The 23,721-nt window shown below is 72.9% G+C and carries 23 protein-coding genes; 12 read left to right on the forward strand and 11 right to left on the reverse strand.

Going from position 1 to position 23,721, the window contains the following annotated elements:
* The first annotated feature begins 155 nt into the window (after positions 1–155).
* Genes JWR81_RS19150 through JWR81_RS19180 form a run of 7 tightly spaced genes read left to right on the forward strand, consistent with a single transcriptional unit; the run spans position 156 to position 7,556 of the window.
* The gene (locus JWR81_RS19150) at positions 156–1,031 is read left to right on the forward strand and encodes an alpha/beta hydrolase (RefSeq protein WP_297654393.1); all 876 of its coding nucleotides are present in this window, start codon (positions 156–158) and stop codon (positions 1,029–1,031) included.
* Positions 1,032–1,038: 7 nt separating this feature from the next.
* A complete protein-coding gene (gene hpaH / locus JWR81_RS19155; protein ID WP_297654396.1) occupies positions 1,039–1,854 on the forward strand; it encodes a 2-oxo-hept-4-ene-1,7-dioate hydratase in 816 nt (271 codons plus the stop codon).
* The gene (locus JWR81_RS19160) at positions 1,851–2,621 is read left to right on the forward strand and encodes an aldolase/citrate lyase family protein (RefSeq protein WP_297654400.1); all 771 of its coding nucleotides are present in this window, start codon (positions 1,851–1,853) and stop codon (positions 2,619–2,621) included. The genes hpaH and JWR81_RS19160 overlap by 4 nt, the downstream gene beginning before the upstream one ends.
* 3 nt (positions 2,622–2,624) lie before the next feature.
* Positions 2,625–3,797, forward strand: a complete 1,173-nt coding sequence (locus JWR81_RS19165) for an acyl-CoA dehydrogenase family protein (RefSeq protein WP_297654409.1) — start codon at positions 2,625–2,627, stop codon at positions 3,795–3,797.
* Between the two features lie 38 nt (positions 3,798–3,835).
* Positions 3,836–4,873, forward strand: a complete 1,038-nt coding sequence (locus JWR81_RS19170; protein WP_297654420.1) for an acyl-CoA dehydrogenase family protein — start codon at positions 3,836–3,838, stop codon at positions 4,871–4,873.
* Positions 4,874–4,881: 8 nt separating this feature from the next.
* On the forward strand, positions 4,882–6,042 hold the full coding sequence (locus tag JWR81_RS19175) for an acetyl-CoA acetyltransferase (RefSeq protein ID WP_297654423.1): 1,161 nt from the start codon (positions 4,882–4,884) through the stop codon (positions 6,040–6,042).
* Complete coding sequence (locus JWR81_RS19180) at positions 6,039–7,556, forward strand: class I adenylate-forming enzyme family protein (RefSeq protein WP_297654426.1); 1,518 nt, start codon at positions 6,039–6,041, stop codon at positions 7,554–7,556. The genes JWR81_RS19175 and JWR81_RS19180 overlap by 4 nt, the downstream gene beginning before the upstream one ends.
* Positions 7,557–7,565: 9 nt before the next feature.
* On the opposite strand, the gene JWR81_RS19185 is transcribed toward JWR81_RS19180, so the two are convergent.
* Positions 7,566–8,312 (reverse strand): alpha/beta hydrolase, encoded by a 747-nt coding sequence (locus JWR81_RS19185; RefSeq protein WP_297654430.1) that lies wholly within the window; start codon positions 8,310–8,312, stop codon positions 7,566–7,568.
* Positions 8,313–8,505: 193 nt separating this feature from the next.
* Between JWR81_RS19185 and JWR81_RS19190 the strand changes: the two genes are divergently transcribed.
* Both JWR81_RS19190 and JWR81_RS19195 read left to right on the forward strand, forming a co-directional pair.
* Positions 8,506–9,615 (forward strand): alpha/beta fold hydrolase, encoded by a 1,110-nt coding sequence (locus tag JWR81_RS19190; protein ID WP_297654433.1) that lies wholly within the window; start codon positions 8,506–8,508, stop codon positions 9,613–9,615.
* A 109-nt stretch (positions 9,616–9,724) separates the two neighbouring features.
* Entirely contained in the window at positions 9,725–10,498 is a 774-nt protein-coding gene (locus JWR81_RS19195) for an SDR family NAD(P)-dependent oxidoreductase (protein WP_297654436.1), read from the forward strand.
* A 44-nt stretch (positions 10,499–10,542) separates the two neighbouring features.
* On the opposite strand, the gene JWR81_RS19200 is transcribed toward JWR81_RS19195, so the two are convergent.
* Positions 10,543–11,331, reverse strand: coding sequence for an SDR family NAD(P)-dependent oxidoreductase (locus tag JWR81_RS19200; protein ID WP_297654443.1), 789 nt, complete (start codon positions 11,329–11,331; stop codon positions 10,543–10,545).
* 161 nt (positions 11,332–11,492) lie between these two features.
* Here JWR81_RS19200 and JWR81_RS19205 point away from each other — a divergent pair, with 161 nt between their 5' ends.
* Positions 11,493–12,410 (forward strand): TIGR03619 family F420-dependent LLM class oxidoreductase, encoded by a 918-nt coding sequence (locus JWR81_RS19205; RefSeq protein ID WP_297654446.1) that lies wholly within the window; start codon positions 11,493–11,495, stop codon positions 12,408–12,410.
* Here JWR81_RS19205 and JWR81_RS19210 read toward each other — a convergent pair.
* On the reverse strand, positions 12,358–13,488 hold the full coding sequence (locus JWR81_RS19210; protein ID WP_297654449.1) for a TIGR03857 family LLM class F420-dependent oxidoreductase: 1,131 nt from the start codon (positions 13,486–13,488) through the stop codon (positions 12,358–12,360). The genes JWR81_RS19205 and JWR81_RS19210 overlap by 53 nt on opposite strands.
* A gap of 95 nt (positions 13,489–13,583) precedes the next feature.
* Here JWR81_RS19210 and JWR81_RS19215 point away from each other — a divergent pair, with 95 nt between their 5' ends.
* A complete protein-coding gene (locus tag JWR81_RS19215; protein ID WP_297654453.1) occupies positions 13,584–14,654 on the forward strand; it encodes a phosphotransferase family protein in 1,071 nt (356 codons plus the stop codon).
* 12 nt (positions 14,655–14,666) lie between these two features.
* Here the strand turns inward: JWR81_RS19215 and JWR81_RS19220 are convergent, their stop codons facing one another.
* Both JWR81_RS19220 and JWR81_RS19225 read right to left on the reverse strand, forming a co-directional pair.
* A complete protein-coding gene (locus tag JWR81_RS19220) occupies positions 14,667–16,205 on the reverse strand; it encodes an AMP-binding protein (protein WP_297654456.1) in 1,539 nt (512 codons plus the stop codon).
* Positions 16,206–16,212: 7 nt separating this feature from the next.
* The gene (locus JWR81_RS19225) at positions 16,213–16,524 is read right to left on the reverse strand and encodes a hypothetical protein (RefSeq protein WP_297654459.1); all 312 of its coding nucleotides are present in this window, start codon (positions 16,522–16,524) and stop codon (positions 16,213–16,215) included.
* Positions 16,525–16,686: 162 nt separating this feature from the next.
* On the opposite strand from JWR81_RS19225, the gene JWR81_RS19230 reads away from it, so the two are divergent.
* Positions 16,687–17,313: a cysteine hydrolase gene (locus tag JWR81_RS19230; protein ID WP_297654462.1), complete on the forward strand. Its 627-nt coding sequence runs from the start codon at positions 16,687–16,689 to the stop codon at positions 17,311–17,313.
* Positions 17,314–17,450: 137 nt separating this feature from the next.
* On the opposite strand, the gene JWR81_RS19235 is transcribed toward JWR81_RS19230, so the two are convergent.
* The 6 genes from JWR81_RS19235 to JWR81_RS19260 form a co-directional block, all read right to left on the reverse strand.
* On the reverse strand, positions 17,451–18,374 hold the full coding sequence (locus JWR81_RS19235) for an SDR family NAD(P)-dependent oxidoreductase (RefSeq protein ID WP_297654465.1): 924 nt from the start codon (positions 18,372–18,374) through the stop codon (positions 17,451–17,453).
* The gene (locus JWR81_RS19240) at positions 18,371–18,811 is read right to left on the reverse strand and encodes a Zn-ribbon domain-containing OB-fold protein (RefSeq protein ID WP_297654468.1); all 441 of its coding nucleotides are present in this window, start codon (positions 18,809–18,811) and stop codon (positions 18,371–18,373) included. The genes JWR81_RS19235 and JWR81_RS19240 overlap by 4 nt, the downstream gene beginning before the upstream one ends.
* Before the next feature lie 10 nt (positions 18,812–18,821).
* Positions 18,822–19,634, reverse strand: a complete 813-nt coding sequence (locus JWR81_RS19245) for an enoyl-CoA hydratase-related protein (protein ID WP_297654471.1) — start codon at positions 19,632–19,634, stop codon at positions 18,822–18,824.
* Positions 19,631–20,899: a cytochrome P450 gene (locus JWR81_RS19250; protein WP_297654474.1), complete on the reverse strand. Its 1,269-nt coding sequence runs from the start codon at positions 20,897–20,899 to the stop codon at positions 19,631–19,633. The genes JWR81_RS19245 and JWR81_RS19250 overlap by 4 nt, the downstream gene beginning before the upstream one ends.
* A gap of 16 nt (positions 20,900–20,915) precedes the next feature.
* Positions 20,916–22,037, reverse strand: coding sequence for an NDMA-dependent alcohol dehydrogenase (locus tag JWR81_RS19255; RefSeq protein ID WP_297654477.1), 1,122 nt, complete (start codon positions 22,035–22,037; stop codon positions 20,916–20,918).
* Between the two features lie 66 nt (positions 22,038–22,103).
* Complete coding sequence (locus JWR81_RS19260; RefSeq protein ID WP_297654487.1) at positions 22,104–23,552, reverse strand: aldehyde dehydrogenase family protein; 1,449 nt, start codon at positions 23,550–23,552, stop codon at positions 22,104–22,106.
* Positions 23,553–23,721 lie beyond the last annotated feature (169 nt).

Consider the following 23,721-nt stretch of genomic DNA (forward strand, 5'->3'; position numbering starts at 1 on the left):
GTGACCACGTCATGGTTCTATCGTACACTCACTGTCAGAAACAATGTCCATACCGAAGGGCAGCCGATGAGCGTCTCGCCTCTCGCCCAGCTCACAGTACGTGTGTGCCGCGAGCAAGACATGAACACCACAGCCAGCTCGCGGGCGGGCGCGGCATGAGCGACACGCCGTACCGGAGCATCTGGACCCACCTGAGCGAGCTCGAGTTCCGCCAGGGCTACGTCGAGGCCGACGGGGTGCGCACCCGATTCGCCGAGGCGGGGGACCCGGCGAAGCCGGCCGTCCTGCTGTTGCACGGGACGGGCGGGCACTGGGAGACGTTCGCGCCCAACCTGGCCGCCCTGTCCGAGCACTTCCACTGCGTCGCGATCGACATGGTGGGCAACGGCTTCTCGGACAAGCCGGACCACGACTACGAGATCGCGGTCTACCTGCGCCAGGTACAGGCGGTGCTGGACCGGTTCGGGTTCGACCACGCCGCGGTCATCGGCATGTCCCTGGGGGCCTGGGTGGCCGCGGCGCTCGCGGTGGAGGCCCCGCAGCGGGTGGACAAGCTGATCCTGATGTCCCCGGCCGGGCTGATCGCCACCGCCTCGAACATGGCCCGCATCCGCGCCGAGCGCACCCGGGCCGTCGAGAACCCGGACTGGGACTCGATCAAGGCGATGTTCGACCACCTGATCGCGGACGAGGAGAACCGGATCCCGGACGTCGTCGCGCTGCGCCAGGCGATCTACCGGCTGCCGGAGACCCGGGCCACGATCGACCACCTGTTGATCCTGCAGGACCCGGACGCCCGCGAGCGCAACCTGATCCCCGAGGAGCGGTGGCGCACGATCTCCTGTCCGACGCTCGTCGTCGCGTCCGGCAAGGACCACGGGGAGTACCAGAGCACCGCGCGCCGGGTCGCCGAGCTGATCGACGGCGCGGAGATCCTGGAGATGCCGCACGTCAAGCACTGGCCGCACTTCGAGGACCCCGAGGCGTTCAACGCCGCGGCGGTCCCGTTCCTGCTGCGCGACAGGAGCTGAGACCGGCATGGACGAGAACGCGATCCTCGACGCCGCGCGCCGCCTCGACGAGGCGGAGCGGACGCGGACACCGATCCGCCAGCTGTCCCTGCAGTACCCGGACATGACGATCGCGGACGCCTACGCCGTGCAGCACGCGTGGGTGGGGGAGAAGCTGGCCTCCGGCCGGCGGCTGCGCGGCCGCAAGATCGGGCTGACCTCGCGGGCCATGCAGCAGGCGGTGTCGATCACCGAGCCGGACTACGGCGCCCTGTTCGACGACATGTTCTTCGACGACACGTCGACCGTCCCGCACGACCGCTTCATCCGCCCGCGGGTGGAGGTGGAGCTCGCGTTCGTCCTGGGCCGCCCGCTCAAGGGCCCGGACGTCACCCTCTTCGACGTCCTGGCCGCCACCGAGTACGTCACCCCGGCCCTGGAGATCCTCGATGCGCGGGTGCAGATGTCCGATCCGGACACGGGCCACCTGCGCACCATCGTGGACACGATCTCGGACAACGCGGCGGACGCCGGGCTGGTCCTGGGCGGCCGGCCGGTGCGCCCGCACGACGTGGACCTGCGCTGGGTCTCCGCGCTGCTCTACCGCAACGGCGTGATCGAGGAGTCCGGCGTCGCTGCGGCCGTGCTGAACCACCCCGGGAACGGGGTGGCCTGGCTGGCCAACCGGCTCGCGCCGCACGGCGTCGGGCTGGGGGCGGGGCAGGTGATCCTCTCGGGATCCTTCACCCGGCCCGTGCACGCGGAGGACGGCGATCTCTTCCACGCGGACTACGGGCCCCTGGGCACCGTGGGCTGCCGCTTCGCCTCCGGCGGCGCGCCATGACGTTCGTCGAGCGGCTGCGGGACGGCGGACACCCGCTGATCGGGATGTGGGTCGTCTCGGGCAGCGCTTACTGCGCGGAGATCTGCGCGGGCGGCGGGCTGGACTGGCTGCTGCTGGACTGCGAGCACGCGCCCAACGACGTGACGACCGTGCTGCCGCAGCTGCAGGCCGTCGCCCCGTACCCGGTGGACACCGTCGTCCGGCTTCCGGTGGCGGACCCGGTGCTGATCAAGCAGTTCCTCGACCTGGGCGCCACCACGCTGATGGTGCCGATGATCGAGTCCGCCGAGCAGGCGGCCGCGGTCGTCGCGGCCACCCGGTACCCGCCCGAGGGCGTGCGCGGCGTGGGGGCCGCGTTCGCCCGGGCGTCGCGCTGGAACCGGACCGCGGACTACCTCGCCTGCGCCCACGAGGGCATCGGCGTGCTGGTGCAGGTGGAGTCCCGCGCCGGTCTCGACGCGCTGGAGGACATCTGCGCCGTCGAGGGCGTCGACGGTGTTTTTGTCGGTCCCTCGGACCTGGCCGCGTCGCTGGGGCATCTCGGCCGGCCGGAGCACCCCGACGTCGTGGCCGCGGTCGAGAAGGCGATCACGACGGTCACCGCCCACGGCCTCGCAGCCGGGGTGAACGCCTTCGCCGAGCCGCTGGCCCGGCGCTATCTCGATCTCGGGGCACGGTTCGTCCTGGTCGGCGCGGACGTCGTGCTCCTCGCCCGCGGCAGCGAGCAGCTGGCCGCGCGCTACCGCAGCACCACTGGAACGGAGTAGGGCATGGATCTCGACTTCTCCCCGGAGCAGGCGTCGTTCCGGGACGAGGTGCGCACCTGGCTGGGGGAGAACGCGCCCACCGAGCAGCGCCCGCACGAGGCCGCGCCGATGCGCGAGTACGACCTGGCCTGGCAGCGCACCCAGTGGGAGGGCGGCTGGGCGGGGATCGCCTGGCCGCAGGCCTACGGCGGGCGCGGGCTGACGACCGTCCAGCAGCTGATCTGGTACGAGGAGTACGCGAAGGCCGGCCTGCCCAGCATCGACGCGTGCTTCGTCGGTCTCAACCACGCGGGCCCCACGCTGATCACCCGCGCGAGCGAGGAGCAGAAGGCCTTTCACCTGCCGCGGATCCTGCGCGGGGAGGTCGTCTGGTGCCAGGGCTTCTCCGAGCCCGAGGCCGGTTCCGACCTGGCGTCGCTGGCCACCCGCGCCGAGATCGACGGTGATCATCTCGTCGTCACCGGGCAGAAGATCTGGACCAGCTTCGCGAACCTCGCGGACCACCAGGAGCTCCTGGTCCGCACCGACCGGTCCGGGAAGAAGCACCACGGCATCACCTGGGTCGTCTGCGACATGGACAGCCCCGGCATCGACGTGCGGCCGATCGAGACCATCGACGGCGGCGCCGAGTTCTGCGAGGTCTTCTACGACGAGGTCCGGATCCCGCTGGCCAACGTGGTGGGCGAGGTCGACCAGGGCTGGGGCGTCGCGATGTCCACCCTCTCGTTCGAGCGCGGGACCGCCTACACCGCCAGCCAGGTCCGGCTCGCGGCCCTCGTGGAGAACCTGATCCAGCTCGCCGGGGAGCGCACCGGCCCGGACGGGCGTCGCCCCGCGATCCAGGACGACGAGATCGCGCGCCGGCTCGCGACCGCCCGCGCCGAGGTGGCGTCGCTGCGGGCGATGACCTACGCGGGCATCTGCCGGAACCTGAAGACGGACACGCCGGGCCCCGAGGGCTCGATCATCAAGCTCTACTACGCCGACGTGGCCAAGCAGGTCGCGAAGCTCGCGATGGACGTGCTCGGCCCGGACGGCCTGGAGCTCGTCTCCCGGTGGGTCCCCGGCGGCTGGTCGGGGCACTACTTCTACTCCTACTCCGCCTCCATCGGCGGCGGCACGTCGGAGATCCAGCGCAACATCATCGGCGATCGCGTCCTCGGCCTGCCGCGCTGACGTCCCCGCCCCGCCGCATCCCACAGACAGGACCTTCGATGGACCTCCTTCCCTCCGCAGACCAGCTGGAGCTGGTCGGCGCCGCCGCGGAGTTCTTCGCCGAACAGGTGCCGATCTCCGCCATCCGCGAGCGCCGCGACGATCCCTCCGCCATCGCCCCGAAGGTCTGGGCAGCCGGAGCGGAGTTCGGCCTGCTCGGGCTCTCCGCCCCCGAGGACGTCGGCGGCTCCGGTCGCGGGCTGGACGACGAGGCGCTGCTGTTCCGCGAGCTGGGCCGCGCCCTGGTGCCCGGTCCGTTCCTCCCGTCGGTGGTCGGGGCCCGGCTGGCCGTGCTGGGCGGGCATCCCGAGCTCGCCCGGTTCGTGGTCGAGGGGCACTCAATGGTGGCCGCCGCGCTCCTGCGCGTCGGCGACGACACCGCATCCCTGACGTCCACGGCCCTCACCGGCCGGATCCGCCTGATCGACCCCGCGAACGCGGAGTACGTGCTGGTCTCGAACGACGAGGGCGCCGGCCTGGTCGCGGCGGTCGCGCTCACCGACGTCACCCCGGTCGAGTCCAGCGACCCCGGCTCCCGGGTGGCGACCGCCGTCGCGGACGGCGTGCCGGTCATGTGCTGGCTGCCCGCGGAGCGGGACCCGATCGGGCTGCGCGGCGCGGTCCTGGCCGCGGCACAGCTCGTCGGCATCGCCGAGGCCGTCCGCGACCTCTCCGTCGCGCACGCCAAGACACGGGTCCAGTTCGGCCGGCCGATCGGCGTCAACCAGGCGATCAAGCACCGGTGCGCGGACATGGCCGTCGCGGCGGAGGCGGCGCTGCAGCAGACGCTGTTCGCCGCCGTCAGCCTGGAGTCCGGCCGGGCCGACGCCGAGTTCCAGGTGCGGGCGGCCAAGGTCGTCGCCGGGCGGGCGGCGCTGAGCAACGCCGCGGAGACCGTCCAGGTGCACGGCGGGATGGGCTACACCTACGAGCACGACGCGCACCTCTACCTGAAGCGGGCGCACGTCGTGGACCAGCTGTTCGGATCGAGGACCGCGCAGCTCGCGCCGCTCCTCGCACAGGAGGCGGCCCAGTGAGTACCACCATGACGGTTCCCAAGGGCCGCCGCGCCGTCGTCGCGGGCGTCGGGCTCGCCTCGCCCGGCAAGGTCGCCACCAACCCCTACGCGCTGATCGCCCAGGCGTCGCTGCGCGCGCTGGCGGAGTCCGGCGTCTCCATGGCCGAGGTCGACGGCCTGGCCTCCACCTCGCTGGGCACCCTCGCCCCGATCGACGTGGGGGAGTACCTCGGCCTGCGGCCGCGGTGGATCGACTCCACGGCGGTCGGCGGTGCGTCCTGGGAGGTCATGCTCGCCCACGCCGCGGACGCCATCGCCGCCGGCCACGCGGACGTCGTCCTGCTCACCTACGGCTCCACCGCGAAGTCCGACTTGCGGCGGGGCCTGCGCACCGCGAACCTCAACTGGGGCTCGCGCGGGCCGCTGCAGTGGGAGGCCCCCTACGGGCACACGCTGATCGCGAAGTACGCGATGGCGGCGCGGCGGCACATGCACGAGTTCGGCACGACGATCGAACAGCTCGCCGAGGTCGCCGTGTCCGCCCGCGCCAACGCCGTGGACAACCCCGAGGCCGCCTACCGGGACCCGATCACCGTCGACGAGGTGCTGTCCGGCCGGATGATCGCGGACCCGTTCACCAAGCTGCACTGCTGCATCCGTTCCGACGGCGGCGCCGCGGCGGTCGTCGTGTCCGAGGAGCGGGCGAAGGACCTCCCGGGCACCCCGGTGTACGTCCTGGGCACGGGGGAGAACGTCTCGCACGTCTCCACCAGCCAGTGGCCGGACATGACCACCGGGCCGGCCTCGATCTCCGGCCCCCTCGCGTTCTCCCGGGCCGGCGTGACCCCGGACGACATCGACGTCTGCGAGATCTACGACGCCTTCACCTACATGCTCCTGATGACGATGGAGGACCTCGGCTTCTGCAAGAAGGGCGAGGGCGGCCCGTTCATCGCCGACGGGAGGCTGCGGCTCGGCGGGACGCTGCCCACCAACACCGACGGCGGCGGGCTCTCCGCCTGCCATCCCGGCCAGCGCGGGCTGTTCCTGGTGGTGGAGGCGGTGCGCCAGCTCCGTGGCGAGTGCGGGCCGCGGCAGGTCCCGGACGCGAAGCTCGCCTGTGTCAGCGGCACGGGCGGCTGGTTCTGCTCGAGCGGGACGGTCATCCTCGGGACGGAGGCGCCGTGACGGTGCCTCCGTTGCCGGGCACCTTCGACACCGCGGACGCCCTGCTCTCCGCCGCCGCCGCGATCCACGGCGAGCGGGACGCCTACGTCGAGGCCGACGGCACCGCGATGTCGTTCGCCGAGTGGGACACCCGCTCGGACGCGCTCGCCGGGGCGCTGGCCGAGCGTGGGATCGCCGAGGGCGACGTCGTCGCCCTGATGTTGCCGTCGTCGATCGACTACGCGGTCTGCTACGCCGCGCTCGCCCGGCTCGGCGCCGTCACGACCGGGCTCAACACCCGGCTCGGCCCGCGGGAGGTCGACGCGGTGCTGGACCGGGCGGGTCCGGTGCTGGTGATCCGGGACGGCGACGCCGGGCTGCCCCCGGTGCCGCCCGGGCTCCGCGAGCTCCCGCGCACCGAGCTCGCCGGCCTGTCCCGGCACGCGGGCCTCGGGGTCCGGCGCCCGGCGCCGAACCCCGAGGCGCCCGCTGTGATCATCTGGACGTCCGGGACCACCGGCACCCCGAAGGGCGCCTGGTTCGACTCCCGCAACCTCGCCGCGTCCGCGCGCGCGGCCGGCGTGATGAGCGCGCCGTACGACCGCAGGCTCGTCGCCACGCCGTTCGCGCACGCCGGATACATGGCGAAGCTGTGGGACCAGCTCGTCTGGGGGCTCACGCTGGTCATCTCGCCCGTGCCGTGGTCGGCCGCGGCGATGGCCACGATCATGCGGGAGCAGCGGATCACGGTCGTCGGCGGAGTGCCGACACAGTGGACGAAGCTGCTCGACGAGCCCGGCGCGCACCGGCTGCCGGACCTCCGGGTCGGCATCGCCGCCACCGCGCCGGCCTCACCGGACCTGATCGAGGCGGTGGCGGAGCGGATCGGCGTGCCCCTGGTCGTCCGGTACGCGATGACGGAGTCCCCGACGATCTGCGGCACCGAGCCCGGCGACCCGCCGGAGGTGCAGTTCCGCACCGTCGGCCGCCCGCAGGAGGGCATGGAGGTCGCGATCACCGACGACGACGGGCACCCCGTCGCACCGGGCGGGACCGGCCGGGTCCGGGTCCGCGGCGCCTGCGTGATGCGCGGCTACTGGAACGACCCGGAGCGCACGGCCGAGACGCTGACCCGTGACGGCTGGCTGGTCAGCGGGGACCTCGGCCGGTTCACCGGCGACGGGAACCTGGTGCTCGTCGGCCGCTCGACGGACCTCTACATCCGTGGCGGCTACAACGTGCATCCCCTCGAGGTCGAGAACGTCCTCGCCGAGCACCCCGGGGTGCGGCGGGTCGCGGTCGTCGGCAGTCCAGCGCCCGTGATCGGCGAGATCGGCGTGGCGTTCGTCGTCCCGGCCGATCCGGCTGATCCGCCGTCGCTCGACGCGCTGCGGGACTGGACCCGCGAGCGGCTCGCGGACTACAAGCGCCCGGACCGGCTCGAGCTCGTCGAGGACCTGCCGGTCACCGCGATGCTGAAGGTGGACCGGAACGCTCTGCGCGCCACCGCGCAGGCCGTGGCCCCGGCGCGCTGAGCCGCAGGCTCAGCCCGCGACGGTGCTCCGGCAGCGTTCGAGCAGGATCCTCGCCAGCTCGGCCGGGGCGCTGATCATCGCGTCGTGGCAGGTGTCGAGCTCGACCACCTCGTCGACCCCGCCGAGCGCCGCGATGGCCCGCCGCTGGGTCGCCGGGCGCTGCGCCCGGTCCCGCAGGGTGAGGATCCACGTGCGTGGCACGCCCCGGGGCAGCGCGCTCCGGTCCGCAGGCTCGGCCGTGACCCGGGTGGACTCGCCGTAGCGCCGGGCGAGGGTGAACTTCCGCTGTGCGGGCGTCATGCCGTTGCAGAAGGACATCCGCGCGAGCAGCCGGGGCATCGGGGACGACGGCCCGCCGCGACGGGCGGCCCGCCGGGCGTACCAGGCCAGCGGCCCGCTCAGCGTGTCGAGGATCGAGCGGCCCTGGGGCGGTACCGCCGCGGCCATCAGGATCATCCGGCGGACCCGGTCCGCACCGAGCCGCGCGACCACACCCGGCACGGTGAGCCCGGCCATCGAGTGGCCGACCAGCACGACCTCGTCCAGCCCCTCGGCCTCGATCCGGCGCACCACCGAGTCCACCCAGTCCGCGACCGTGGCCGTCGCCAGGTCGGCCGGGGACGAGCCGCGCCCGGGGAGGTCGACGGCGAGAACCGGCGTGTCCGGCGCACGCCGCCGGAGCTCGGCCACGGTGGGCTCCCAGCAGTCCGCGGCGTGCTGGCCGCCGTGGACGAGGACGAGGGCGCAACCGGGCATCGCGAGCTCCCGTGATCAGGGTCGACGCCGACCCGCTGAGGAACACTGTCCGTCAGATAGTACGGTCGGGAGTGGCGAAGATCTTAGGCTGTTCGGCCCTATTCGGTCTGAAATAGCAGTTGAGGGACTCGTTTCAGGTGGCGCACCGATGAGCACATCGTCAGATGAAGCGCCCGAACTGAACGGAGAGAACATGGACGTCCTCTCGGCCCGCCGCGCTCGCCGGCTCGGGGTCGCCGTGCTGCCGGCAGTGCTCGCGCTGTCGATGGCCCTGCTGGCCGCTGCCCCTCCCGCGGCGGCCGAGGTCGCCCCTCAGGTACCCGCTGGGCCCGGAGGCTGCCGCGTCGTCGAGGTGCCGGTGGGAGGCGGCGCGCACGTCGAGGGCGAGCTGTGCGACCCCGTCGGGCGTCCGTCGTCGGTATTGCAGGTGCTCGTGCCCGGTGGAACCTATGCGCGCTCCTACTGGGACTTCCCGGTCGGACGCACGTCGGCCGGCGAGCCCCTCTCCTATGCGCGGCACATGACGACCGCGGGGTACAGCACGCTCGCGATCGACCCTCTGGGGGTCGGCGGGAGCAGCCACCCGCTGAGTGCGACGGTCACCATCCAGGTCCAGGCCGAGGCGATCCACCGGGTCGTGCAGGCCGCGCGTGCGGGCACGCTCGGCGCGACCTACCCGACGGTGGTGCTCGTCGGCCACTCGCTCGGGACCCTCACCGGCTACGTCGAGGCGACGACCTACCGGGATGTGGACGGGATCGTCGCCAGCGGGACGTCGCACTCGCCCGCGGCCGGTGCCCTGGCGGCGCTCTTCGCGCACGCCGTCCCGGCCCCGCTGGACCCGGCGACGCGCGCCGAGGTCCCGCTGGACATGGGCTACATCAGCCTCCCCGGCGCCCGGACGATCTTTCACTCCGGTGGCCCGACCGATCCCGCCGTGCTCCGCGCCGACGAGGACTCGCGCAGTCCGGGCCCGTCGGCCTATCTCGCGACGCTCGCCCCCTACCTCGTCCTCACGCCGCTGCTACGGACCGACACCATCGACGTCCCCGTCCTCGTCGCGAACGGCCGTGGGGACGCCGTGTTCTGCCGGCAAGGGGGATACGGCTCCGGCACGGACTGCACGGACGCGCAGACCCTCCGGGCGTCGGAGGCGCCGTTCTTCGGGCCCGGTGCGCACCTGGAGACCTACGTGCTCCCGGACGCCGGTCACGTCCTGAACCTCGCGCCGTCGGCCTCGGACTGGTACGCCCACGCGACGGGGTGGTTCGCCGAGCACTTTCCGGTCCGTCCAAGCTTCTGACGTCGTCGTCGGCCGTTGAGCAGCGATTGCCACCCGGAACCTGCGTATACGTCCGCTAATCTGACAGTGCGTGCACTAGACTGGTGCGACCACGAGCAAGGGAGCGAGCATGGACGTCAACGGTGTCTCGGCTATCGTCACCGGAGGTGCAGGTGGCCTCGGTGAGGCGACGGTGCGGCGGCTCGTCACGGCGGGCGCGTCGGTGGTGATCGCCGACCTGTCCGACGAGCGGGGCAAGGCCCTGGCCGACGACCTCGGCGAGAAGGCCCGCTACGTGAGCACGGACGTCACCGACGACGACAGCGTGCGGGGCGCGATCTCCGCGGCGTCCGAGCTCGGCCCGCTGCGGCTGCTGGTCAACGCCCACGGTGGCTCGAGCGGTGGCGCGGCCAGGGTGGTCGGGCGGGATGGCGCTCCCGCCCCGATCGACGCGTTCAACTGGTACCTGAACCTGTTCCTGTCCGGCACGTTCAACACGCTGCGGCTCGTGTCCGCGGCGATGGCCACCCAGGAGCCGGACGAGAACGGGTCACGCGGGCTCGTCGTCAACACCGCGAGCATCGCCGCCTACGAGGGACAGATCGGGCAGACCGCCTACTCCGCGGCCAAGGGCGGCGTGGTCGGGATGACGCTGCCGGCGGCCCGCGACCTCAGCCCGCTGGGCATCCGGGTCGTCGCGATCGCCCCCGGCACGTTCTTCACCCCGGCGTTCCGCATGGAGCGCGACGAGGCCGAGAAGCACTGGGGCAGCGGCGTGCCGTTCCCGAAGCGGATGGGCAGCCCGTCGGAGTACGCGGAGCTGGTGCACAGCATCGCGATCAACGACTACATCAACGGCGAGGTCATCCGGATCGACGGCGCCCTGCGGTTCCAGCCGAAATAGGGGCGGGGGTCCCGGCGCCGCGGAGCGCGGCGCCGGGACGGCCCTCAACCCTGTGCGGCCGCCTCGGCGTCGGCCGCAGCGTCGCCGTTGATCGAGAAGCCGCCGTCGGCGGTGAGCTGGGTGCCGGTCACGAACTCGGCCCGCTCCGACGCGAGGTAGGACACCGCGTAGGCGATGTCCATCGGGTTCCCGATCCGGGTGAGCCGCCCGCCGCCGGTGTGGTGGCCGACGTCGCCGCGAAGTGCCACCACCCGGCCGACGAGCACGGAGTTGGCCCGGATGCCGGCCGCCGCGCCCTCGACGGCGAGCGTGCGGGTCAGCGCCGAGACGCCGGCCTTGGCCGCGCCGTAGGCGCCGAAGCCCTTGAACCCGGCGATCGCCTGCCCGGAGGAGATGTTGACGATCGACGCGCCCGTCGCCGCCGCCAGATGCGGCCAGGCGTACTTCGACGCCCAGAACACGTTCCCGGTGAGCGTGCCGACGAGGATCCGGTTCCACTCCTCCGTCGAGGTGTCCGCGACGCTCTTCACCGTGCTGGCCACCGCGTCGGTGGGGGCGGCGTTGTTGACGAGGGTGGTGAGGGAGCCGAAGAGACGCACCGTCTCCTCGACGACCTCGCGGACGTTCTGCTCGTCCGTCACGTCGAGCCGGAGGAACTCCGCCTCGCCGCCGGCCTCGCGGATCCGGCCGACGACCTTCTCGCCCTTCTCGACGGTCCGGCCGGTCACCACGACACGCGCACCCTCGGCCGCCAGGTGCTCGGCGATCGAACGGCCGATGCCGCGCGTCGATCCGGAGACCAGCGCGACCTTTCCCTCCATCAGTCCGGACATGTGCCCTCCCAGCTCGGGGCACCCGCGGGCGCCCGGGACTCCGTCGTCGTCCCGAAGGTGTCACTGCTGTCAGATTCTGTCAACAAGATGGCGGACAGCACCATCTTCTGACGACAGACCAACGTAGATTCACCGTCAGATCGTCCCAGAGAGGTGGGTCCATGCAGTTCCTGCTGATGTTCCCGATGCGTGCCGTCAAACACCACGATCGCTGGCTCGGTGCCGCGGACCTCGGCGACGTGGCCCGCGTCGTGGAGGACGCGGGCTTCGACGCGATCGCGATGACCGAGCACCCCTACCCGGACGACCGGTGGCTGGAGCAGGGCGGACATCACGCCTACGACCCGTTCGTCTCGCTGGCCTACATGGCTGCGGCGACCCGACGGCTGCGGCTCGTCACCTACGTCCTCGTGGCCGCCTATCGGAACCCGTACCTCACCGGGAAGGCCGTCGCCAGCCTGGACGCGGTGTCGCGCGGACGGCTCACCGTCGGCATGGCGGCGGGTTACCTGCGTTCGGAGTTCCAGGTACTGGGGGCGGACTTCGCGAACCGCGGCGCGATCCTCGACGACACCATCGCGGCGATGCGCGACGCGTGGGCGGGCCGCGACCACGACGGCGAACGCTTCCCCGCCCACGGGCACAGCATGGTGCCCGCGCCCGTACAGCCCGGCGGGCCGCCGATCTGGATCGGCGGCAACAGCAGGCCGGCGCGGCGGCGGGCCGTGCGGGTCGGCGACGGATGGATGCCGATCGCCCAGACCCCGGAGATGGCGGCGATCACCCGGACCCCGCCGCTGGAGACGATGGAGCAGCTCGCCGAGCAGATCTCCGCGATGCAGGCCGACCGCCTCGCCGGCGGGGGAGCACCGCTCGACGTCGCGTTCGCGCCGTTCGAGAAGCAGCACGGCCGCGACGGTGACGTCGCGGCGTTCGCCCGCGGGCTCGGCGCGCGGCTCGGCGCCTACGGTGACGCGGGCGTCACCTGGCTCACGATCGAGCCGGCCAGCCGCTCGTTCACGGACTTCACCGAGGACGTCGGACGGCTTTCGAGCCTGCTGCTCGAGCCCGCCCGCTGAGCCGGTCCTGTTCTCGTGGCCCTCCTGCGCGGGCGACGACGTGCTGCAGCATCGGGCCGAGCAGGTCAGGGGTGGCGCCGTGCAGGGCGATCTCGTCGGCGCCCGCGGCAAGGTAGGCCTGGAGCTGCCTGGCGCAGGCTCCGGCCGTCCCGACCGCGGCGGACGACTCGATCCACTCCCGCGGGATCAGCTCCTGGGCGACGTCGACGAGCTGGTGGCGGGTGAAGTGGTGGTCCGCGGCTCCGCGGATCCCGGTGAACATCGGGTGCGCACGCAGGATGGCGAGCGGGGCCGGGTCCCAGCCGTTGGCGGCCGCCAGGTTCTCGCCGAACCCGGGGATCTGGAAGTACGTCAGTGCCCGCGCGGCCACCACGGCGCCCTCCTCCTCGGCGGTGAGGTCGGGCGCGCTGACCACCGTGGCGTGCACGCGGACGCGCGCCGGGTCCCGTCCGGCGTCGGCTGCCGCCTTGCGCACCAGCTCGGCGGACCGGCCGACGGCCTCGGGTGTCAGGAACGGGTGCAGCAGGACGCCGTCGAAGTGGCGGCCGGCGAGCTCGAGACTCCTGGGCCCGATGGCGGCCAGCACGATCGGCGGGGGCGGGGCGTCGGGCAGGTCACCGAGACGCATCTTCGGGAAGGAGCCGGCCGGGCCCTCGTAGGACACCTTCTCCCCGCGGCAGAGCCTGCGCACGATATCGGCGGTGTCGGTGAGCACGGCGTTGGTGACGGGCGGCAGTCCGACCGCCTTCCAGGTCGCGGCGACGGAGCGGCCCACGCCGAGGACGAACCGCCCGCCGGTCAGGGCCTGGGCCGTCATCGCGGTGGAGGCCAGCGTGAGGGGGTGGCGGACGCCGAAGTGCGTGATGCCGGAGCCGATGCGCACGCGCTCGGTGGCCTGGCCGATCGCGCCGACCAGCACCCCGAGGTCCTTGGTGCCCCAGCGCTCGCTGAGCCACACCGCGCCGAGGCCGAGGTGCTCCGCCGCTCGCGCCTGTCCGACGGCGGCCCGGGGATCGGGCACCCGGCCCGGGAGGACGTAGGCACCCATGTCGTCCAGCACTGTCCCTGAGGTCGCCACCCCACTATTCTGACACCATGTCTCCCTAGAGACCACTGCGTGAACCGGGGAGCCGGGGCGACAGCGAGGAGTGCGGCGATGCGAGGAGTGCGGCGATGACGGTCGCGACGCGGCGTGCGGTGGAGGAGACGGGACGACTGCTCACGGGCTGGCTGGCCCAGCGGCTGGCGGCGGACGACGTGGTCGTCTCCGATCTGACGCTGCCGGACGCCGGGTTCTCCAACGAGACCGCGTTCTGCGAGGTCGACTGGACGGGCCCCGCGGGTCCCGAGCACCGGTCCTACGTGCTGCGCATCCAGCCCACCGCGCACCAGCTCTTCGTGGAGCCGAACGCGCTGTTCCAGGCGCGGATGATGCAGACGCTCGCGACGGAGACCGACATCCCCGTCCCGCCGGTCCCGTTCGTGGAGCCGACCGCAGAGCTGTTCGGTGCGCCGTTCTACGTGATGGAACGGGTGCCGGGGCGGATCCCGCCGGACGTGCCGAGCTGGCACCGGCGGGGCTGGGTGGCCGACCTCGCGCCGGCGCAGCGTCGCGAGCTCTACGACAACGGGCTCGTGGCGCTGGCACGGTTGCACGCCGTGGACTGGCGGCCCGGGTTCGCCTTCCTCGCGCCCGCCGTCGGGCGGGACCCGCTCTCCGCCTACCTCGATCGTCTGACAGCGTGGTTCACCTGGGCGCAGGCGGATGTCGTGCACGACGCGGACGTCGTCACCGCGGCTCTCGAGTACGTCCACAGGGCACGCCCGGCCATCGAGGGTGAGGGCATCGTCTGGGGCGACGCGCGTCCGGGAAACATCATCTTCGGCGACGACCTGTCCGTCGCGGCGCTGATCGACTGGGAGACCACGACGGTCGGGCCGCCGGGGATCGACCTCGGCTGGTGGCTGGTCTTCGAGGACTACCTGTCCGAGGCACAGGGCCGTCCCCGCCTCGAGGGTGTGCCGGGGCGCGACGCCACGATCGCGCGTTACGAGGAGCTCGCGGGTCGGCCAGTACGCGGCATCGCCTACTACGAGGTGCTGGCCGCGCTCGTGCTCTCGCTGATCACCAGCCGCCTCACCCGGCTGCTGATCGAGGGCGGGCTGGCGCAGAACGTCGCGACCGAGTACACGACGCGGGTCACCGGCATGCTGCGCGACCGGCTGGCCCGCGCCGAACGGTGACGGCCGGGCCGGTCAGGCCGGACGGCCGGAGGGCGTCCGTTCCCGTTCCGCGATCAGCACCCGCCGCAGCAGCTTGCCGGTGGGCAGTCGCGGGAGCGCACCGGTGAACTCGACCGACCGCGGGCACTTGAAGTGGGCCAGGCGCTCCCGGCAGTACGCCACGAGCTCCTCGGCCGTGGTGCCGGTGCCCTGCTCGGTGAGCTCCACGACGGCGTGCACCCGCCGCCCCAGGTCGTCGTCCGGGACGCCGATCACGGCGGCGTCGCCGACCGCCGGATGCAGCACCAGCACGTTCTCGATCTCCTGCGGGTACACGTTCACGCCGCCCGTGATGATCAGGTCGCTGCGCCGGTCGACGAGGTGGAGGTAGCCGTCGTCGTCGAGGCGCCCGACGTCCCCGAGGGTGCTCCACCCCCGCGCATCATGTGCCGAGGCGGTCTTCTCGGCGTCCCGGTGGTAGCTGAACCGGCCTCCGCCCTCGAAGTACACGGTGCCGACCTCGCCGACGGGGAGCTCGACGCCCTCGTCGTCGACGATGTGGACGCTGCCGAGCAGGGGCCTGCCGACCGACCCCGGGTGCGCGAGCCACTCCTGGGGGCCGATGGCGCAGAAGCCGTTGCCCTCGCTGCCCGCGTAGAACTCGTGGATCACCGGGCCCCACCAGTCGAGCATGGCGCGCTTGACCGGCACCGGGCACGGGGCCGCCGCGTGCACCACCATCCGCAGGGACGACGGGTCGAAGGTGCGGCGGGCGTCCTCGGGGAGCTTCAGGAGCCGGACGAACATCGTCGGCACCACGAGGAGGTGGGTCACCGCGAAGGTCTCGACGAGGCGGAGCATCTCCACCGGCTCGAACCGGGACATCGCGACGACCGTGCCGCCGCAGCGCTGGGCCGCCATGCCCCAGCCCAGCGGGGCGGCGTGGTAGAGCGGCGCCGGGGTCAGCAGCACCATGCCCGGCGCGAACCCGTACGCGGACGCGAGCAGCCCGTCCATCGGACCACCGGTGCCGAACGGCGCTCCGGTGAGCTCACGCGTGATGCCCTTCGGCCGCCCGGTGGTGCCGGACGAGTAGAACATCGCGATGCCCTCGGTCTCCGGGAACAGCGGCTCCGGATGCGCCGCGGCGATGATCGTGTCGAGCTGCTCGAAGCCGTCGTGGTGGCCGTCGGCGACGAGCACCCGCGCTCTGATGCCGGGGACCGCGGCGCAGATCTCCCGTGCCAGATCGACGAGGTCGTCCGAGCTCACGAGGGCGGTGGCTCCACAGTCCTCGACGACGTAGGCGGCCTCGGCCGCGGTCAGGTGCCGGTTGACCGGGGTGAACCGCAACCCTGAGCGCTGGGCCGCCCATGCGACGACGTAGTACGCGCCGATGTTCGGCAGCAGGATCGCCACCGTGTCGCCAGGGCGGACCCCACGGTCCTGCAGTGCGCGGGCGAGCCGGCTCGAGCGGTCGTCGAGCTCCCGGTAGGTCAGCTGCTCGCCGGTGTCCGGGAAGACGACGGCGATCGCGTCAGGGGCATGGGAGAGGTCCTGCGACGTGACCACGAGCGGCTCAGTCCGAGGACGGGAGCGGCTTGGCCGACTTCAGCTCGAGCGGCTGCTCACCGACGGCGAGGGAGCCCGGGCCGGACTTCGTGCACAGCACCTCGAGGCCGGAGCCGTCGTGCACATAGCGCTTGCCGACCACCGAGCCCGCGTCGTGCGGGGGAGTGGGGCCCCGGCCGCCGCCGACGGACTGGTCCTTGCCGAGCATCGGCTCCCCGCCGCAGCGCAGGTCCAGGTCGCCGGACGCCCGGATGACGATCACCTCGGCCGCGCAGACGGCGGAGCGCAGCCGCGCCCCCGGGCTCAGCGTCAGACTCATGACGGCTCCTGATGTCGTGCGTGGTGGCATCGGCGGCACCGGAACGGCTGCGCACCGGGTACGGGGCAAGTCTATGAGCCGGCTCATCTTCTGACAACTGCGTCTACCATATTTGTGCTGTTGGACGTCTAGAACGCGACCTCGATGTGACACGATGTCGAGGTGGACAGTGTGGATCCGAACCGCGATGCCGACGCCGCGCTCCTGATCAGCGAGTGTCAGGCGGGGATCCTCGACCCGGAGTCCGCGCTCACCCCCGGCGTGGCCCGGCAGGCGACCGAACGCGGCATCGTCGAGCGCATCGCCCGGCTGGCCGAGGCTTTTCGCGCGGCAGGGCGGCCCGTCGTGCACTGCCATATCGCCCACCGCGCGGACATGGCCGGGATGCGCCGCAACTCGCTACCGGGGGCCCTGGCGATCAAGCATGGTCGGATGGTCGCGGGCACACCGGACGTGCTCCCGCCACCGGCACTGGTCCCGCATGCGGTGGACCACGTCAGCGCGCGGGCGGTGGGGCTCACGGCGTTCTACGGCACGGACCTCGACGCGACCCTGCGGCTACGCGGAGTGGGCACCGTCGTGCTGACCGGGGTCTCCACGGACGTCGCGATCCCGGGGTTCGCGCTGGAGGCGGTGAACCGGGGCTACTGGGTGCAGATCCCCGAGGACTGCGTGGCCGGGACGTCGGCTGCGACGCACGCGTTCATGATGGCCAACCTGCTGCCGGCACTGGCCCGGATCACGGACTCGTCGCGGGTCCTGGCGGCTCTGGGCGTGCCGGTCGGCTGAGGACGGCTCGTGCCCGGGGCGGCCGATGGTTCCCCCGAGCACGGCCCGGACCGGGCGACGGGCGTCCGCTGGTCGCCCCCCGCACCGGGGACGCGGGACCGGCGGGGGCCGGAAGGGCGCCGCCGGTCCCGCCGGGATCAGCTGCCGAGCCGCAGGCCGGCTGCGCGGGTCCGGAAGACGTCCGTGCCCAGCTTGATGCCGAGCGTCGTCGCGTCCCAGCGCTTGCCGCCGTTGGAGATGCCGGGTCCGCGGGACCAGCCCTCCATCAGCTCGATCGTCTCGCCCATCGCCCGCACCACCTGGCCGCTGACGTGCCCCGCCTGCGGGCTGGCCAGCCAGGCCACCACCGGGCTGCACAGCGACGGGTCCTTCGGGTCGAACTCGTCCTCGGGCCGCTCGTCCGGCTCCAGGGCCTTCTGGTCGCCGCCGATGGTCGCCGAGAGCCGGGTGATCCCGCCCGGGCTGATGGCGTTGACGGTGACGCCGATGCTCGCGAGCTCCAGGCTCAGGGTCTGGGTGAGCCCGACGATGGCGGCCTTGGCCGTGCCGTAGTTGGACTGGCCGAAGTGGCCGAGCAGGCCCGCGCCCGACGTGGTGTTGATGATGCGCCCGTAGACGCTGCCGCTGCCCGCCTTCGCGGCCGCGCGCCAGCGCTTCGCCACCGCGCGGCTGGTCAGCCAGGTGCCGCGGACGTGCACGCGCATCACGAGGTCGAAGTCCTGGGCGCTCATGTTCCAGATGGCACGGTCCCGGACGATGCCCGCGTTGTTGACGACGATGTCCAGCTGCCCGAAGTCGTCGAAGGCGCGCTGGACCATCTCCTCGACCTGGGTCTCGTCACCGACATCGCTGTAGTCGGCGACGGCCTTGCCGCCGCGCGCCCCGATCACGTCGACGACCTGGTCGGCGTCGCGGCCGGAGCCCTCGCCGGCCACCGAGGTGCCGAGGTCGTTGACCACGACCGTCGCACCGTGCTTGGCGAGCTCCAGCGCGTGGCCGCGGCCGATGCCGTGGCCGGCTCCGGTCACCAGGGCGATCTTGCCCTCGAGCAGGCCGGTCATGAGGTACCTCCAGAAAGGGGTTCGGCGGGCCGGAACACCGGCGCCGTCAGCTCGTCGGTGAGCGGGGTGAACGCGACCTGCAGCGGCATGCCGATCCGCAGGCCCGCGGGCGCGCAGTCGACGACGTTCGTCATCAGCCGCGGGCCCTCCGCCAGCTCGACGACGGCCGCGACGTAGGGCAGCCGCTCGGCGAACGGCGCGAGGTCGTTCATGTACACCGTGGAGTGGGTGTAGAGCGTGGCCTGCCCGCTCGCCTCCTCCGGAGCGACGTCCGCGCTCCAGCAGAAGGGGCAGAACGGGCGCGGGTAGTGGTGGGCCCGCCCGCAGGCGGCGCACCGGGCCAGCAGGAGCCGGCCCTCGCGGGCGGCGTCCCAGTAGGGCTGCGTGTCGTCGTCCGGGGTGGGGACGTCGCTTCGTGGCTTCGCCGGGGTCGTCATGGTGCCGTCCTCAGAATCCGCGGTACTCGGGCTGCCGCCGCTCGACGAAGGCGCGTACGCCCTCCGTCGAGTCGTGCGCGTGGGACTGCAGCTCCTGGGCCATCGCCTCGGCCAGGTACGCGCCCTGGCGGTCGGTGTCGGGGGAGGCGTTGAGCAGCTTCTTGGTGAACGCGATCGCGCTGGTCGGCGAGGTGACGAGCCGTCGGGCGAACGCGTCGGCGGCCGCGGTCAGCTCGGCCGCCGGCACCACCCGGTTGACCAGGCCGAGCGCCAGCGCCTCGGCGGCGGGCAGCGCGTCGCCGAAGAAGGCCAGCTCCTTCGCCTTCTGCATGCCGATCCGGCGGGGGAGCAGGTAGGCCCCGCCGCCGTCCATGACCAGGCCGCGCCGGACGAAGGACTCGACGAACGTCGCCTCCTCGCTGGCGACGACGAGGTCAGCGGCGAACGCCAGGTGCGCGCCGATCCCGGCGGCCGGGCCCTGCACGACGGCGACCACGGGCTTGCCGCAGTCCAGCACCGCGGCGATCAGCGCCTGCGCGCCGTCCATGATCTTCCGCATGGCGTCGCCGACCCGCTTCTCGCCGCCGGTGGCCCGGCTGCGGGCCAGCGCCTTGACGTCCGCGCCCGAGCAGAAGTGCCGGCCCTCGGCAGCGAGCACCACCACGCGGATCTCCGGGTCGCCGTCCGCCTCGCGCAGCGCATCGATCACGCCGTCGCGGTCCTCCGGCCGCAGCGCGTTGGCGGCCTCCGGCCGGTTGAGCGTGATCCGCCGGATCCCGCCCTCGTCCGTGACCAGCACAGCCGGTGCCTCGACCGCCGTCATGCGACGCTCCTCGGGGTGAACTCGGCACGCAGGTGCTTGATCCCGTGCAGGAAGTTCGAGCGCAGGAACTGCGGCTCGCCCACCGCGTGGATGTCCGGAAGCAGCTCGAACAGCGTCCGGAAGGCCACGGACAGCTCGAGGCGGGCCAGGTTCGCGCCCAGGCAGTGGTGCGGGCCGGGCGCGCCGAACGCGACGTGCGCCCCGTGGGCGCGGGTGACGTCGAAGCGCGTCGGCTCCGGGAAGCGGGCCTCGTCCTGGTTCGCCGAGCGGTACCAGAGGACGACCTTGTCCCCCTCGGAGAACGTCTGGTCGCCGAGCCGCACGCCGTCCCGCGTCACGGTGCGGCGCATGTAGAGGACGGGTGATCCCCAGCGGACGACCTCGTCCACCGCCGCCGCGGTGTGCGTGTCCGGATCCTCCTGCCACAGGCGGCGCTGGTCGGGAAACTGCGTGAGCGCGAGCAGGCCGTGGGCCAGCGCGTTGCGCGTGGTCTCGTTGCCTGCGCCGACCAGCAGGATGAAGAACCGGGCCAGTTCCTCGGGTGTCATCCGCTCGCCCTGTGCCGCCACGAGCGTGGTGATCAGGTCGTCCTGCGGCTCGGCGATCCGCTCGGCCGCGAGCTCGCGCAGCAGGTCCGAGAGCGTCTCGCCGGCCTTCCACACCGCGGTGGCGACCGAGCGCGGCGTCTGGTCCGGCACGTACTCGGGGTCGCTCGCGCCGAGCACGATGTTGGTCTGGTCGAAGATGAACCGCTCGTAGCGCTGCGGGATGCCCATCATCGCGTTGACGATCCGCAGCGGCAGCAGCGCGGCGATCTCGGTGACGAAGTCGCACTCCCCGCGCTCCGAGACCGCCCCGATGATGTCCCGGCTGGCCCGGTCCACGTCGGCGTGCAGGCGTTCCAGGGACCTGGCGGTGAACCCGCGGGAGACGATGCGGCGCAGCCGCTGGTGCTCCGGGTTGTCCATGTCGATGATCGAGCCGCGGTACTCGCGCAGCGACGCCGGCTGGTCGAAGATCGTCGTGCCCTGGCCCGAGCAGAAGTCGTCCGGACGGCGGCTGACCTCCCACACGTCGTCGTAGCGGGTCAGCGCCCAGAAGCCGCCCCCGCGGGGCTCGCCCGCGAGGTCGCGTTCGAGCACATAGGGCCGTGGGTCCTCGGCGCGCAGCCGCGCGAACAGGGCATCCCGCTCCTCGACGGGACGGGTCCACCAGGTCAGGTCGTCGAGCTCCTCGCCCGGCTTGCTGATCTCCGTACTGGTCATCTCGGGGTCCCGCCTCTCAACCGGCCGCGGGGTACCGGAGGACCCCGCGCAGGAAGTTGCCTGTACGCATGTCGGCGTAGCCGTCGTTGATGTCCTCGAGCGCGTACGTCCGGGAGACCACGGCGTCGAGGTCGACCAGCCCCGCCGACCACAGTTCGAGCAGCTTGGGGATGTCCGCTCGCGGGTTGGCCGAGCCGTAGAGGCTCCCGACGATCTGCTTCTCCGACAGTGTGAGGTCCATGAAGTTGACCGAGACCTCGCGCTCGGCGGCCGGGTGGATGTTGGTGACGACCATCCGGCCGCGCTTGGCGGTCATGGCGAGCGCCTTGCGGACGAGCTTGCCGTCGCCCCGGCCCATGGTGCAGATGAACTTGTCGACGCCCCGGTTCCAGGTGGCCTCGGCGACGAGCCCGGGCGCCTCCTCCCACGACGTGGCGACGTGGGTGGCGCCCATCGCGAGGGCCTGCTCCTTCTTCGACGCCGCGGGATCCAGGGCGATGATCACGCGGGCGCCCGCCAGCTTCGCGCCCTGGATCGCGGCGGCCCCGATCCCGCCGACCCCGGCGACGGCGACGGTGTCCCCGGGCCGGACGTCCGCGGCGTAGACCGCCGAGCCCCAGCCGGTGACGAAGCCGCATCCCAGCAGGCACGCCCGGTCCAGCGGGACCGCCGGGTCGATCCGGATGCAGCTCGCCTCGTGCACCACCGTGTGGTGGGCGAACGAGCCGACCAGGCAGGCGGTCGCGATGTCCTGGCCGCGCCCGTGGTGGCGCGCGGTGCCGTCCGCGATCTGCCGGCCGGTGTAGAGCCGCGCGCCGAGGTCACACAGGCTCTGGTGGCCCGTCGAGCACGAAGGACACCGCCCGCACGAGGGCATGAAGCCGAACACGACGTGGTCCCCGGGCCGCACCGACGTGACCTTCGAGCCGACGGCCTGCACCACGCCGGCGCCCTCGTGGCCGCCGATGCACGGCAGGTGGAAGGGCATGTCCCCGGTGACGATGTGCTCGTCGGAGTGGCACATGCCGGACGCGTGCAGCTCGACCTGGACCTCCTCCGGTCCCGGTGGGTCGAGCTCGACGGTCTCGACCGACCAGGGCGCGTCGCGCTCCCAGAGCACCGCTGCCAGCGTCTCCACGGTCCGTTTCCTCCTGTGCCGGTTCTTGCTCGGGGCCGGTTCTTGCTCGGGTGGTCCTGCGCGCGGTCAGGCGGCGGGCGGGACGACGATCGACTGGTGCTCGACGTAGGCGGTGACGCCTTCCGCGCCGCCCTCGCGGCCGATCCCGGAGCGCCGCATCCCGCCGAACGGGCTGCCGAGGTCCATCGCGGCGGACGAGTTGACTGCGACCGAGCCGGCGACGAGCCGGCCGGCCACGGCCTCCCCGCGGGCCGGATCGGCGGTCCAGACGCTGGCGGACAGCCCGTACTCGGTGGAGTTGGCGATCTCGACCGCGTTGTCCTCGTCGTCGTAGGGCAGGACCACGGCGACCGGGCCGAACAGCTCGTCCCGGGCGATCGGAGCGGCCGGGTCGACGTCGGCGAGGAGCGTCGGCCGCACGTAGTGCCCGACGGGGAGATCCGGGCGGGCGCCGCCCGCGACGACACGGGCACCGCGCGCCACGGCGGCGGCGACGCTGCGCTCGATGCGGTCCCGCGCCGCGGCCGAGATCACCGGGCCGAGGTCGGTGTCGGCGGCGGCCGGGTCGCCCACCTTCAGCGCACGGACGGCGGTGCCGAGAGCCTCGACGACCTCGTCGTAGCGGGCCCGCGGGACGACGATCCGCGTCTGTGCGATGCAGATCTGGCCGCTGTTGGCCATCGCACCGTCCACCAGTTCGCGCACGACGCGGTCGGTGAGCTCGACGTCGTCGAGCAGCACCGCGGCGGACTTGCCGCCGAGCTCGAGCGTGCAGCGCCGGACGTCGCGGGCGCAGAGCTCGCCGATCCGGGCGCCCACGGCGGTCGAGCCGGTGAAGCTGATCTTGTCCACGCCGGGGTGCCGTACCAGGTACTCGCTCGCCTCGGCGCCCGCGGGCAGGACGGCCAGCACGCCGTCGGGCAGCCCGGCCTCCGCCGCCGCCTCGGCCAGCACGAAGGCGGACAGCGGCGCCTCGGGCGAGGGCTTGAGGATCACGGGGCAGCCGGCGAGCAGCGCGGGCGCGAGCTTCAGGGCCGCCGTGAACAGCGGGGCGTTCCACGGCACGATCGCGCCGACGACGCCGACGGGCACCCGCCGCACCCGCACCTCGCCCCCCATCAGCGACGGCCGGGTCTCCACCCATGGATAGGAGCCGGCGAGCCCCCGGTGCACGTGCAGCACCCCGAGCGCGGTGCCGACCTGGCCGGTGACGGCCCAGCGGCGTGGCGAACCGACCTCGTCGGAGATCAGGGCCGCGAGCTCCTCGGTGCGCCCGCGCAGGAGCTTGCCGAGCCGGCCCAACACCTCGCCGCGCTCGCCGGGGGTCGTCCGCGGCCACGGGCCCTCGTCGAGCGCGAGGCGCGCGGCGGTCACCGCGGCGTCGACGTCGGCAGGCCCGGCTGCGGGCACCCGGCCCACGAGCTGCTCGGTGGCGGGGGAGCGGACCTCGATGGTCCGGCCGCCCTCGGGTGCTCGCAGGCGCCCGCCGATGAGGAGATCGTCGTGGATCCGCACGTGGTAGCTCTTCCCGCTCCACGGTGCCCGGGCACCGTACTGGCCGAACCGGGCGGCGCTCGCGGCGTCGCGACGGATGGACTCGCATATTCTGACAACATGTCTACCATCATGCAAGCAGCACAGGTGCCGCAGAGTCCGTAGACCGGGCTCGGCATCTGACGTAGCG

It is taken from the genome of Pseudonocardia sp., assembly GCF_025965585.1.
Classification (GTDB): Bacteria; Actinomycetota; Actinomycetes; order Mycobacteriales; family Pseudonocardiaceae; genus Pseudonocardia.